At 64.4% G+C, this 12,324-nt stretch carries 15 protein-coding genes, 1 tRNA gene and 1 pseudogene; 7 read left to right on the top strand and 10 right to left on the bottom strand.

The genetic code is table 11. From position 1 onward, the window contains the following. Nucleotides 1-26: 26 nt before the first annotated feature. Nucleotides 27-509: a phosphopantetheine adenylyltransferase gene (locus P0204_RS00555; RefSeq protein ID WP_276220894.1), complete on the top strand. Its 483-nt coding sequence runs from the start codon at nucleotides 27-29 to the stop codon at nucleotides 507-509. Between the two features lies 1 nt (nucleotide 510). Here P0204_RS00555 and P0204_RS00550 read toward each other — a convergent pair whose 3' ends face one another. Continuing rightward, nucleotides 511-819, bottom strand: coding sequence for a cyclin family protein (locus P0204_RS00550; RefSeq protein ID WP_276220893.1), 309 nt, complete (start codon nucleotides 817-819; stop codon nucleotides 511-513). Between the two features lie 90 nt (nucleotides 820-909). On the opposite strand from P0204_RS00550, the gene P0204_RS00545 reads away from it, so the two are divergent. Beyond that, nucleotides 910-993, top strand: a tRNA-Leu gene (locus tag P0204_RS00545). Nucleotides 994-1,289: 296 nt separating this feature from the next. Here P0204_RS00545 and P0204_RS00540 read toward each other — a convergent pair. Together P0204_RS00540 and P0204_RS00535 are read right to left on the bottom strand one after the other, a co-directional pair. After that, the gene (locus P0204_RS00540) at nucleotides 1,290-1,532 is read right to left on the bottom strand and encodes a DUF8028 family protein (RefSeq protein ID WP_276220891.1); all 243 of its coding nucleotides are present in this window, start codon (nucleotides 1,530-1,532) and stop codon (nucleotides 1,290-1,292) included. A 176-nt stretch (nucleotides 1,533-1,708) separates the two neighbouring features. Further along, nucleotides 1,709-2,122, bottom strand: coding sequence for a DUF8009 family protein (locus tag P0204_RS00535; RefSeq protein WP_276220889.1), 414 nt, complete (start codon nucleotides 2,120-2,122; stop codon nucleotides 1,709-1,711). 145 nt (nucleotides 2,123-2,267) lie between these two features. Here P0204_RS00535 and P0204_RS00530 point away from each other — a divergent pair, with 145 nt between their 5' ends. The 3 genes from P0204_RS00530 to mce all read left to right on the top strand — a co-directional run bounded on the left by P0204_RS00530 (nucleotide 2,268) and on the right by mce (nucleotide 5,246). Beyond that, a complete protein-coding gene (locus tag P0204_RS00530) occupies nucleotides 2,268-2,843 on the top strand; it encodes a response regulator transcription factor (RefSeq protein WP_276220887.1) in 576 nt (191 codons plus the stop codon). Nucleotides 2,844-2,959: 116 nt separating this feature from the next. After that, nucleotides 2,960-4,642: an acyl-CoA mutase large subunit family protein gene (locus tag P0204_RS00525; protein WP_276220885.1), complete on the top strand. Its 1,683-nt coding sequence runs from the start codon at nucleotides 2,960-2,962 to the stop codon at nucleotides 4,640-4,642. A 214-nt stretch (nucleotides 4,643-4,856) separates the two neighbouring features. Then, nucleotides 4,857-5,246, top strand: a complete 390-nt coding sequence (gene mce, locus P0204_RS00520) for a methylmalonyl-CoA epimerase (protein WP_276220883.1) — start codon at nucleotides 4,857-4,859, stop codon at nucleotides 5,244-5,246. Between the two features lie 233 nt (nucleotides 5,247-5,479). On the opposite strand, the gene P0204_RS00515 is transcribed toward mce, so the two are convergent. The 7 genes and pseudogenes from P0204_RS00515 to P0204_RS00485 form a co-directional block, all read right to left on the bottom strand. Then, the gene (locus P0204_RS00515) at nucleotides 5,480-5,872 is read right to left on the bottom strand and encodes a DUF8147 domain-containing protein (RefSeq protein ID WP_276220881.1); all 393 of its coding nucleotides are present in this window, start codon (nucleotides 5,870-5,872) and stop codon (nucleotides 5,480-5,482) included. Between the two features lie 180 nt (nucleotides 5,873-6,052). Then, the gene (locus P0204_RS00510) at nucleotides 6,053-6,691 is read right to left on the bottom strand and encodes an NUDIX domain-containing protein (protein WP_276223298.1); all 639 of its coding nucleotides are present in this window, start codon (nucleotides 6,689-6,691) and stop codon (nucleotides 6,053-6,055) included. A 172-nt stretch (nucleotides 6,692-6,863) separates the two neighbouring features. Beyond that, nucleotides 6,864-6,989: pseudogene (locus tag P0204_RS00505) on the bottom strand (Dph6-related ATP pyrophosphatase); the annotation flags it as partial. 127 nt (nucleotides 6,990-7,116) lie between these two features. Next, entirely contained in the window at nucleotides 7,117-7,836 is a 720-nt protein-coding gene (locus P0204_RS00500; RefSeq protein WP_276220879.1) for a diphthine--ammonia ligase, read from the bottom strand. A 35-nt stretch (nucleotides 7,837-7,871) separates the two neighbouring features. After that, complete coding sequence (locus tag P0204_RS00495; protein ID WP_276220877.1) at nucleotides 7,872-8,996, bottom strand: DUF373 family protein; 1,125 nt, start codon at nucleotides 8,994-8,996, stop codon at nucleotides 7,872-7,874. A gap of 40 nt (nucleotides 8,997-9,036) precedes the next feature. After that, nucleotides 9,037-10,038: a signal peptide peptidase SppA gene (gene sppA / locus P0204_RS00490; protein ID WP_276220875.1), complete on the bottom strand. Its 1,002-nt coding sequence runs from the start codon at nucleotides 10,036-10,038 to the stop codon at nucleotides 9,037-9,039. Next, nucleotides 10,038-10,778: a proteasome assembly chaperone family protein gene (locus tag P0204_RS00485; RefSeq protein ID WP_276220873.1), complete on the bottom strand. Its 741-nt coding sequence runs from the start codon at nucleotides 10,776-10,778 to the stop codon at nucleotides 10,038-10,040. Before P0204_RS00485 ends, sppA begins: the two co-directional genes overlap by 1 nt. Nucleotides 10,779-10,865: 87 nt before the next feature. On the opposite strand from P0204_RS00485, the gene P0204_RS00480 reads away from it, so the two are divergent. Both P0204_RS00480 and P0204_RS00475 read left to right on the top strand, forming a co-directional pair. Next, nucleotides 10,866-11,774, top strand: a complete 909-nt coding sequence (locus tag P0204_RS00480) for an RsmB/NOP family class I SAM-dependent RNA methyltransferase (RefSeq protein WP_276220872.1) — start codon at nucleotides 10,866-10,868, stop codon at nucleotides 11,772-11,774. Next, a complete protein-coding gene (locus P0204_RS00475; protein ID WP_276220870.1) occupies nucleotides 11,771-12,271 on the top strand; it encodes a DUF7122 family protein in 501 nt (166 codons plus the stop codon). Before P0204_RS00480 ends, P0204_RS00475 begins: the two co-directional genes overlap by 4 nt. The last annotated feature ends 53 nt before the right edge of the window (nucleotides 12,272-12,324 follow it).

The raw sequence follows: 12,324 nt of genomic DNA, 5'->3' as shown, positions 1-12,324 counted from the left end.
AACCGAGCCACGCCGTCCTCGTCGGTATGAATGTCGCGCTGGGAGGGACGTTCGACCCCATCCACGACGGGCACCGCGCACTGTTCGAACGCGCGTTCGAGCTCGGGGATGTCACTGTCGGACTCACCAGCGACGATCTCGCACCGAAGACCCGACACGACGAGCGCCACATCCGCTCCTACGAGGAGCGGAGAGCGGCGCTGGAGACGGAACTCGCGGCACTCGCCGCCGAGCACGATCGAGACTGGGCCATCCGTGAACTGGCCGAACCCACGGGAATCGCGACCGAACCACAGTTCGACGTGCTCGTCGTCTCCCCGGAGACGGAGACTGGCGGGAAACGGATCAACGAGATTCGCCGGGACCGCGGGCACGACCCACTCGAAATAGAAGTCGTTCCCCACGTCTACGCCGATGACGGCGAGGTGATCTCCTCGACGCGGATCGTCCGCGGGGAGATCGACGAACACGGAAACCCGACCCCCGAACGCGACGGGCGACCCTCGTAACTTACCAGGAGGGGGCGTCCAGTCCCGCCCGTTCGAGGACGTCTTTCCAGCGCTGTTGGATCGTCAACCGGGAGACGTCGGTCGCCTCCGCGACGACGGTCTGGGACCGCTCCTGGCCGGCGACCAGCGCGCCGACGTAGATGCTCGTGGCCATCGTCGCCCGTTTCGACCGCTCCTGGTCGGGCAGCGCGGAGAGAAACAGATCGACAGCGTGTGAGCGTGCCTGGGTTCCGAGCCCGAGCCGGTCGGCGACGGTCTCGATCTCCGAGAGCCACTGCTCGTGTTCGACACGATCGCTCGCTCGATACATACCTGCTGTTTGCCCCCGACGTACCTAAACCGTCGTATCCCGGATCGCAAACGAAGGCTTGATACTCCACTCGGCGATAGCACCTGGTGCGCGCGGGTTGCCGAGCTAGGAAAAGGCGTAGCGCTTAGGACGCTATCCCGTAGGGGTCCGCCGGTTCAAATCCGGTCCCGCGCATGAGCGAACGAAGTGAGCGAAGAGCAGGACCGATTTGAACCCTGGGAGTCGCGCGCAACGTAGTGAGAACGTCTCCCTCCGGTTCAAATCCGGTCCCGCGCATCACCGACTCGAACGGACGTGAGCGTCGTGTTTTGTGGCCGACGGATTCTGAACCCTGGAAGACGAGCACCGCGAGTCTTCCTCCGGTTCAAATCCGGTCCCGCGCATACCATCTCCAAACGAACGTAAAGAGTGGTATCGCTGGCCGACGGTAGAGAGTACGTCAGCGGTGTGTGACACACAGAAGCGGGAGTTCAGGACCGGGAGTAGGAGTGGCCGATGAGCAGCGCGACCGCGTTACAGGTGATGAGGGCCAGGAAGGCCAGACGGGTTGCTGGTGACTCCAGACCGTACGCGAGCAGCGGAAGATAGAGGAACGGAAGTGTGATCGCGGTCCAAAAAGCCAGTCCGCGAACGGGCGTCAGGATCGACTCACGGATGTCCGTAAGCGATGCTTCGGGGAGGGCGAGCCATTCGTTCGTCGATGAGTTCGACATGGGACCTGTACCTGTATACAACGGGGGATTGCATATAACCGCGAGAGAGTTCGAGGGTTTTTGAATCGTTTTACGCGTTCGCGTGCCGTCAGACGACGTTTCACGAAGATCGCAGCGATTCTTAAACGTTTTATCGAGTGCTCTCAGCGGGTATTGGTGAGATTCGACAGTGGCAACTACCGGCCGAGTATGACCAGTGAGACCTCCGTCTCCGTACCGGGGAGGACAGTGGTGTCCCGAACGTGGTCGAGGATCGAGCCACGCCAGTCTTCGACCCGTTGTTCGTGGTACTCGCGGTGACGTTCGACCGAGTACGTCCGATCCGGGTCCCCACGAAGTTCGTCTTCCGTCCCGTCGGGTGTCGGGACCGACGGTGCATCGTCGGCCAGCAGTGTCCAGGGGTCGAGATGGATCGGCTCCGGTTCGGGGTCGGTCTGGACGACGTGCAGACGGGCACGCATCCGGCCACTGAACGGTGGGGTCACACGTAACACCGCGCGCTTCTCCTCGCGCACAGTCGTCTCTGCTGCTGCGACCAGATCTTCGGCGTGGATCGCGAGCGACGAGATCACCGACGGATCGTCAGTCATCGGGCGTCCGTACGGCGTCGAACCACATAACGGGCCGTGTCTTGTCGAGTGAAGTATTCAAACGTGATAATGAATGGCAGGGATTTATACTACCGTCAGACAGTTGTTCGACAAACTGCTCGCTCCGATGTTGGATAGAGACACAGTGCAGACGGACGGTTACGCAGAGACTGTCAGTGTCGTCGTGGTCGACGACGAACAGGACATTGCAGACCTGTACACGACCTGGCTCTCGATCGAATACGACGTCCGGACAGCCTACGATGGAGACGGAGCGCTCGACCGGATCGACGAAGAGGTCGATGTCGTCCTCCTCGACCGCCAGATGCCTGGCAAATCCGGCGACGAAGTGTTGGATCGTATCGACGAGCGCGGTATCGACTGCCGTGTCGTGATGGTCACCGCCGTCGATCCCGACTTCGATATCGTCGAGATGCCGTTCGACGACTACCTCACGAAACCCGTCACACGCGAGGAACTCGAAGGGACAGTCGAGGAAATGCTCACGCGAACCGCGTACGACGAACAGATCCAGGAGTTCTTCGCCGCGGCCTCGAAGAAAGCGACCCTCGAATCCGAGCGGAATCCGGCGGAACTCGACGCCCACGAGGAGTACCACGAGGTGAGCCAGCGCGTCGAGAACCTCCGGGAAGAGGCCAACAGGTCCGTCGAGGAGTTCGACGATTTCGAGTCCGTGTTCAAGGAGTTCCCGAGCGGCTGATCGGCTGTCGTTCGACGATAGCGAAGGTTGTCAGGTTCCGGTTTCCGTTGTCGGCAAACAGCGAGAGACTAGTATGATCGCGAACCCTTAAGCCCGCGCCGTCCAACAGCCTGAGCATGTTTGACCCCGAAGAGCTGGACCGTATCCGCGAGGCGAAAGCCGAGTGGGAAGACAGCGAAGTCCAGCCGACCGTCGACCGGTTCGGCGAACGCAAAGAAACGTTCACCACAGACACAGAGGGGCACGAGGTAGACCGACTGTACACGCCCGCTGACGTCGCCGACCTTGACTACGAGTCAGACCTGGGGTTCCCAGGTCAGGAGCCCTACACCCGGGGTGTCTACTCCACTGGCTATCGTGGCCGGCTGTGGACGATGCGACAGTACGCCGGAATGGGGACCGCCCGCGAGACCAACGAGCGATTCAACTATCTCCTCGATCAGGGCCAGACCGGACTCTCGATGGCCTTCGACCTTCCGACCCAGATGGGGTACGACTCCGACAACGCGATGGCCGCCGGGGAGGTCGGGAAGACCGGCGTCGCCATCGACTCCCTGCGTGACATGGAGACGGTCTTCGACGGCATCCCGCTGGACGAGGTTTCGACCTCTATGACGATCAACGCGCCCGCGTCGGTCCTGCTGGCGATGTACATCGCCGTCGGCGACCGGCAGGGCGTCGACCGCGAACAGTTGCGGGGAACCATCCAGAACGACGTTCTCAAGGAGTACATCGCCCGGAACACGTTCATCTATCCGCCCGAGCCGTCGATGCGGCTCATCACCGATATCTTCGAGTTCTGCGCCACGGAAGTCCCGAACTTCAACACCATCTCGATCTCCGGCTATCACATCCGTGAGGCCGGCTCGACGGCCGCCCAGGAGATCGCGTTCACGCTGGGCAACGGCCTGGAGTACGTCGAAGCGGCCATCGAGGCCGGGCTGGACGTCGACGAGTTCGCGCCACAGCTCTCCTTTTTCTTCGCCTCCTACAACAACATCTTCGAGGAAGTCGCGAAGTTCCGAGCCGCTCGGCGGCTGTGGGCCTCGCTGATGGACGAACGGTTCGACGCCGACAATCCGAAATCGAAACAGCTGAAGTTCCACACCCAGACCGCCGGCTCGACGCTGACCGCCCAGCAGATCGAGAACAACGTGGTCCGCGTCGCTTACCAGGCGCTGGCGGCGGTCCTGGGCGGGACCCAGAGCCTCCATACCAACGGGAAAGACGAGGCGATCGGCCTGCCGACCGAGAAATCCGTGCGGACTGCGCTGCGGACCCAGCAGATCCTCGCTCACGAATCCGGGGCCGCCGACACCATCGATCCACTGGCTGGCAGCTACTACGTCGAGTCGTTGACCGACGAACTGGAGGCCGATGCTCGCGAACTGCTCGCGGAGGTCGACGAGCGCGGCGGGATGCGGGAGGCCATCGAGAGCCAGTGGGTCCAGCGACAGATCCAGGACGTTGCCTTCGAGCGCCAGCAGGAACAGGAGGCCGGCGACCGGATCATCGTCGGCGTCAACGAGTACAGAGTCGAAGAGGAGGGCGACCAGGACATCGAAGAGGTCGACGAGGCACTGGAGGGGGCACAGAAGGAGAACGTCGCCCAACTGCGGGCGGACCGCGACGACGAGGCCGTCGAGGCGGCACTGACGGCACTGGAGGAGGCCGCACAGGGCGAGGAGAACCTGATGCCGTACCTCGTCGACGCCGTCAAAGCCTACGCCACGACCGGCGAGGTCTGTGACGTGCTGCGGGACGTCTTCGGCGAGTACCAGCCCGGTTCGTCGATGTGAGGAGTCGGCCCGCGGACGCTCGATTCAGCCGATATCGTTCCGTGTTCACTTCGGTGTCTGAACGAGAATCCCATCGAACGAGGCCGCCGTACGATCACGGACGGGGTTTCAACGAGGGCGGTCGACAGTGACGACGAGCGGTCGCCGACTGGACCGGCTCCGCGAGGAGTGACGCGCCAGCCGGAACTAAGTACCGCCCGGGAGAACGCCGACCATGCGCTTCGATCACGCCGGTGTCGCAACCGACGACGCCGCCACACTCGCCGAGTTGTATGCCGCTGCTTTCGACGCACCCATCGCCCACGAAGAGACGTTCGACGGGCTGTCAGTGACGTTTCTCGACCTCGGGAACGGCTACTTCGAACTCTTAGAACCCCTGCCGGACGCCGAGGGCGCGATCCCGCAGTACCTCGACCGTAACGGACCCGGAATCCACCACGTCGCACTAGCGACCGACGACATCGAGGCGGCGATCGCAGCCGCGGTCGAAAAAGGTATCGACCCGATCGACGAGGAGCCACGACCGGGTGCGTGGGGCCACGACGTAGCCTTCCTCCACCCCGGGACGACCGGCGGCGTCCTCGTCGAGTTCGTCCAACACTAACGGCCCGAAGCTGATTGTCGTAGCCCTGTGCCGATACGCGCCACCTCAAGCGTCGGCGTGATCCAGGAACATAATTGACTACTGACAATCACGATGCGTCCGTTACAGAACGGTCCACCGGGTGTTGCTTTGCACCTATCGTACCTCTTGCCACGAGTGATACCTATCGGGCTGCTGTCGTGCGACCGGGTGTGCGGTGGATTATCAACGGTGACGATCGTTCGGGAACATACTCAAGCAGATTCGGTCAGTTTTCCGGACCCCTTACTTGCCATCAATAAAGCGACAAGAACTGCGAGGGCGACACTCACACTGATCTGAACGGCGAACGTGAATACGTCATCAGCAAACGGTACGTTGACGTATCGAATCCCCGCGATTGTGACGAACGCGACACCGAAAGTTGCGTAGGCGACGAGGCCCAATGCAGCAATCCCGGAGATTCGGTCGGCAGACACACTGACAACCCCACCTGCAAGCAGACCGGCGATGAAGCCGACGAGGACACCGAGGATACCGATTCCAGGGGCTTCACCGGCTCCCAACAGTTCGATCGTCGTAGCACCTGCCAGCAGGAACGTACTGAGAGCAGTGCCCAGTCCAAGGGTAATTGTACGAGGGTTCATCAGTGAAACTTCGTGTGTAGCTGTCATAAACGTACAGACGGAGTGGGGGCAAAACGATTCCTTATGCTACGTAAGCCCCGGTATGGACTGTACACGACGAGAGGAGCCATTGAACACCACTACACACCCGATCGCACGACTGGAATGTGATCGGTGTACGTCGTTTAAATTGTTACTGTACTACTCGCCGCCGTCGACGAACCGCTGCCAGATCTGTTCGGCCCCTTCGGTCAACTGCTTCGGGGGCTCGGCAAACCAAGCGGCGCCGGTGAGTTCCGACTCGTCGACGTCCAGCGATCCCTTCCTGTACTCGGCCTGAAAGTAGACGTCCAGCGTATGGACCGAACCGTCGGCGTCACTATCCGGGTAGTACTTGCGGTGGAAGACCTCCTCGACACCGGTGATCGTACACCGGACACCGGTCTGTTCGTGGACGCGCCGGACTGCCGCTTCCTGGAGGGACTCGTACTGTCCACCGTTGCCGTCACCCGGCAGCGCCCACAGGTCCGCACCGCGACCCAGCACCATCAGGACCCGGTCGCGGGTATCGTGGGCGGCCTGTTCCGGAATATTCTCGCTCAGGCCGGGCAGCGAATCACCGTCGCGGGTGACGAAGACGACGCTGTTGCCGTCGTATCCGGTCCCTTTCGTCGCCGAGTAGACCTCACTGTACTCCTCGGGCGAGAGTTCGAACGTCTCCTCGGTGACGGGGACATCGTCGTAAGAGGCTTCCAGCCGGTCGATCCGACCCTTGACGTTCTGTTCGTTGATCTTGTCGGCGATGTCGACATCGGTCTCCGTCTGTTCGGGGACCTCCATCGACTCCAGTTCCTCGCGCGTCTCCTCGTCGACCTCGTCCCAGTTGATCGTGAACCCACCGCTTCCTGAGGTCCCGTCGTCCTCTGTCATACGTTGGTGGTGCCCGCCGAGGCGGATAAACGACGCGGTGACCGCTCGATCACACGCGACCAGCGTCTCCGACGCTGCTATCTCATTCCAGCCACGCGTCCTCGATCCGGAGCGTCCCGCGGGTGCCGTCCCACTCCGTCTCGTATTCCAGTTCGATCCGACGGTCCATGTGCGGGCCGTCCGTCACCAGCGTCTCGAACTCCCCACCGTACCTTTTTCGTCGTCGGGTGTCCTCGTGCGCTCGACGAGCGCACTGCGGGAACCGCTCCTCGAAAAATCTACGCTAAAAAGCCGGTCACTCGTTCGTGACACTCACTCGTGACCGGTGAGTGAACTCATTCCAGCCACGCGTCCTCGATCCGGAGCGTCCCGCGAGTGCCGTCCCATTCCGTCTCGTATTCCAGTTCGATCCGACGGTCCATGTGCGGGCCGTCCGTCACCAGCGTCTCGAACTCGCCGCCTTCACCGAGGATATGGACGCCGTACTCGTCGTTGAGGGCTTCGAGGTCGTCCAGCGCGTCGGCGTCCAGCGTCCGGCCGAGCCAGGACTCGTCCAAGCCGTAGGCGGCCACGCGGATGAGACGGATCTCGAAGCCGGCGTCGAGCATCGCCTCGGCGAGCGTTCGGGGGTCTTCCTGCCACAGCGGGGCGAACACCTGCGCTTCTAGGCGTTCGGCCATCGCCTCGATCCGCGTGGTCTGGTACTCGCTCTCGACAGCACCGGCGGTCACACCGGTAATCCCCCCATCGAGTTCCGAATCGAGCTCTCGGAGTGCTGCCTCCAGCGGTTCGAGTTCCTCGTCGCCCTGAACGCCGGCGTCGGGGACGTCGTCGGCACCGAAGTCCTCCGGCTCGACCTCCAAGAGTGGAATCCCCACGCTCTCGGCGGCGAGAGTTGCCAACTGTGTCGCCGGGACGTGATACATGTACGAGTCCCCCTCGGGGTGGACCGTCACGAGCCGTTCGACCGGGTAGCCGCGTTCGAGCGCCCGGTAGAGCGCCCACGAGGAGTCCTTGCCGCCGGAGAACAGCGAGACCCACGCGCCGTCTGTCATGGGAACGGGTAGCCGTCGACGGGGTAAATCGCTGTCTATTCGGCCAGTTCGCTCTCGATGTCGGTCCGACTGACGTAGGTAGCGACCCGCACGCCGAGCAGGCTGATGAGGATACCCGCGAGGATGAACACCGCCAGTCGGGTCCCGGCCTCCATCGTGAACCCCTGAACGACGACGATCCCGAGATCGGTCCGCGTGACACGAAACGCGTCGAAGACTCCGCCCCGTTCGAGGAAGTACGCGGAGAACCCGCGGACGACGAGGCCGACAGCGACGGCACCGAAAGGAAGGTTGACGTAGGCGCTACGGACCCCCTCTCGCTGGATGAGTTCGTCCAGCAGTCGACCCAGCGAGGCCGCCAGGGCGGCCGCGGTGAGCCAGGGGACGCTGTCGAAGGCAAAGCGGTTGACCAACACGAACGTCGCCGGGTCTTCGATGTCCGAGACGCCGAGGGCGCCGGCAAACAGCCCCACGAGCGAGAGGCCGACGGCGACGACGTAGGTCACCAGCGACACCTGGCCCGAGTACAGCGCCTCGCGGATCTCGCCGGGAAGTCGCGAGAGGTACGTGTCGATCCCCAGTCCCTTGTAGATGAGAAATACGCCGGCGGCGGCGGCGATCGCACCGATAGCGATGGTCGTGCTGTTGGCGACGATCAGCAGGATCGGGAAGGCGACCATCGCCAGCCCGAGCGGGACCAGCACCGTCTTCCGGAGTTCCTCGTCGGCCAGGAACTGCTTGAGCAGGTAGTACGTCGACTCGATGTCCCTGGCCTGTCGGACCACGACCCGGTCGACGGCGTCGACCTGGACCCGGCTCTCGATGATGGGGACGAGTTGCTCGTCGTCGGCGCTGTCCACGACGACGATCGCGGAGTCGGGGCCGTACGTCTCGACGAGATCCTCGACCTGTGTGGCGATGTGTCGGTCGGTGCCGACGGTATCTGTCCCGCCGCCGACGACGACAAGCAGCGGCTCGCTCCCCTCGGCTTCGAGTTCGTCGGCGACGCGCACCCCCTCGAGCAGGCAGTTGACGCGACTGTCTTCCGGGTCCTCGACGCCGGTTTCGGTGATGAGTGGCTCGACAGACGACCGGCCGACGACCGGGTACTCCGTCGAGACGGGACTATCCCGGTCGATACACACCACCAGCGTTGTCACAAACTGCCAGACGCACCCGTGAAATAAAAAACCCTCGCGGTCACCGACGGAACGAGACGCCGTCGATGTCGCCCGTGTCGTCGAACGCGCTCGCGACGCCGGCCCCGAGCGAGAAGGCGACACGCTGGGCACCGCCACGGAGCCGCCCGGCCAACCCCTGTTCGGGCGTGAACTCGCGGACGGCCGCCTCCTCGCCGAGTCGGTCCCCCAGCGCAGCCTCGACTGCTTGCCTGGTCCCGATCTCGTCGACGAGTCCGCGGTCTGCGGCCTCCTCGCCGAGGAAGATGCGTGCCTCCGTCTCCCGGAGCGTCTCGCTGTCCATCTCGCGGCCCTCGGCGACGGTCTCGACGAACTGGTCGTAGTAGTCGTCGACGATTCCCTGGAGGTACTCCCGGTCGTCCTCGCTCAGTTCTTTCAGCGGCGTCCCGGCGTCCTTGTACTCGCCGGCGGTGAACTGTTCGTAGGACAGTCCCACGCGGTCGGCCAGTTCCTTGGCGTTGACACGCGAGCCGATGACGCCGATCGAGCCGACGATCGACCCCTCGCGAGCCCACAGTTCGTCACAGCCGGCCGCGATGTCGTAGCCGCCGCTGGCACAGACGTCCGTCGCGTAGGCGACCGTCGGCCCGTCGAAGCGTTCGGCCGCCAGCCGGATATCCTCGCTGGGGACGATCTGGCCGCCGGGCGTGTTGAGCTTCAACAGCAGCGCCTCGGCACCCTTGGCCTCGTCGGCCTGTTCGATCTGTTCGACGATGTCGTCGGCGCTGGCGCCGGTCGGCGGCGTCGTGATCCCGCCACCTCCATCACGAGTGATCGGCCCCTCGACGGCGACTTCGGCGACGTTGTACGACGGGAACAGCGTCTCGCCGACGTTGCCCGCGAGTTTGAGCGCGCCGAGTACCGTCGCGATGACCAACAAGATGCCGAGTAGATCGGCCACGTCCGCCGAGAACCGGACGAACAGGAGCCAGCCCAGGACGGCAGCGACGAGGGCCGCGACGAGTGCGATCCCGAGCCGCGCGAGCCCAGACGTCGAGACCATTACTGGTACATCCCCAGCGGCCGCGCGCTCGTGCTGTCGTCCTCGGAGGCCTCGAGCTGTTCGGCCAGCCGCTGTTTGGCTTCCGCGATCTGGTCCGCCTGTTCGACGAGCGCCTCCGTATCGACCTGGAAGTCGCCGAGCGGGCCGATAGCCGTCTGGAGGACCGCCCGCGCCGCAGCGGGGTCCGGGAACTGCCGGTCGGCCTCGACGACGAGACCGACACCCGTCAGACCGGTCCGCTGGGCCTCGTGGATGAGCGCACCGGTCGGCCCAGTGATGGCACCGGCTTGACTGGGATGCTCGATGTCCGCGTCGGTCAGCATGCTCGCCCCGTCACCGGTCGAGATCCCGTAGACAGCGGGTGGTTCCCCGTCCTGTTCGGCGGCCATCCCACTGAGAAACAGCGGCGTCACGTCGTTGGCGTCGAACCAACTGACGAGACAGCCGGCGAACTCGGTGGCACCCGACGGCGAGACGGGCGCGTCGCTCTGGAGGACCAGCAGGTCCTCGTCGGCGTCGGCATAGATGCGGACGGGCGGCCTGACGGTCGGATCTCCCTCCGCGTAGACAGCGATCTCCGGGAGCCCGTCGCAGTGACAGGCTGCGTAGTACTCCATATCGTAGACGTCGACGAGATGGTCGGCAGCGATCTTTCCGACGAGGCCGAGCCCGGGAAGTCCCTCGACCAGTGTCGGCTCGTCGAGGTCGATATCGTCCCGGTGGACCTGGATATGTGCCATACCCGAGTTATCGGCTGCCGTCGGCTTGAAAGCCGGGGCTACCGCCCTTCGAAACCCACAAGCGACCCGCCGGCGAACCGGGGGGCAATGGAACCACTGGGACGGTATCGCCCGATCGTCGACGACTTCGACGCGTTCCGGGCGGCCTGCGAGCGGCCGCTCCCGTCGGCGATCAGGGTCAACACGATCAAAGCGACCGTCGATCGGGTCACCGCCGCGCTGGAGGCGGCGGGGATCGCCGCCGACCCGGTCGACTGGCACGACCGCCTGTTCGTTCTCCCGGAGGCGTCTGCCGGCGGTAACTGGCCGTACTTCCACGGCTGGACCCACGGCCAGGAGGAGGTCTCGGCGATCCCGGCGACGGTACTGGACCCACAGCCGGGGGAGCGGGTCTGGGACGCCTGTGCGGCCCCGGGGAGCAAGACCACACAGCTAGCGGCGCTGATGGACGACCGCGGCGAGATCGTCGCGACCGACAACAACCTCGGACGGATCTCGGCGCTGCGGACCAACACCGAGCGCCTGGGTGTGACGAACGTGGCTGTCACCCACGAGGACGGCCGAAACCACTCGCTGAAGCCCTTCGGCGACGCCGGCTACGACCGGGCGCTCGTCGACGTGCCCTGCTCCTGTGAGGGGACGATCCGGAAGAACCCCGACGCGCTCGAAGACTGGTCGCTCTCCCACGTCGAGGGCGTCGCCGGCGTCCAGAAGGGGATCCTCACCCGTGCCGTCCAGGTGACCGAGCCCGGGGGGACCGTCGTCTACTCGACCTGTACGTTCGCCCCCGAGGAGAACGAGGCCGTCGTAGACCACGTGTTGGAGGTGGAGGACTGCGAACTCGTCGACTACGATCTCCCGCTGACACACCGTGACGGGATCACCGAGTGGGACGGGGCGTCGTTCGACTCCTCCGTCACTCGGGCCAAGCGGATCTACCCCCACCACAACGACACGGGCGGGTTCTTCTGTGCGAAACTGGAGGTGACTGGATGAGCAACGACAGCACGAAGTTCACACGGCTGCCGGCGACCGACGCCGAGCGAGACGACCCCGAGCGGGCCACCCGGGAGGCGGTCGTCGAGTTCTGGACCGACCGCTTCGGCGTCCCCGCGGCGGCCTTCGCCGATCACACGTTCTGGGAACGGGGGGCCGGGAAGATCTGGCTCTACCGTGGCGAACCGCCGTCGCCGGTCGATATCGAGGGGCTGGGGATGACGTTCCTGCGGACCCGCCAGGAACACTGGAAGCCGACGCTGGAGGCGGTCCAGCGGTTCGGCGGCCGCGCCACGGAGAACGTCGTCCACCTCGACCGGGCGCAGGCGGCGACGTTCGTCGCCGGTGACGATCAGGAACTGGACTGGGACGGCGACTGGGGCTACCTGATCGTCACGCACGACCTGGCCGGCGAGTCCGAACCGGTCGGTGTCGGGCTCTACGTCTACGGCGAACTCCGCTCGCAGGTCCCGAAAGGGCGGCGGCGGGACCTCTGAGCGGGGCCGTCTCCGGGGCTGGAATCGCTCCCCCGCCACCGTGAACGTCCCGG

The sequence above is a fragment of the Haloarcula halophila genome, from assembly GCF_029278565.1.
Classification (GTDB): domain Archaea; phylum Halobacteriota; class Halobacteria; order Halobacteriales; family Haloarculaceae; genus Haloarcula; species Haloarcula halophila.
The sequence above is the reverse complement of the archived record's forward strand: the minus strand, read 5'-3'. Positions and strand labels throughout refer to the sequence as shown.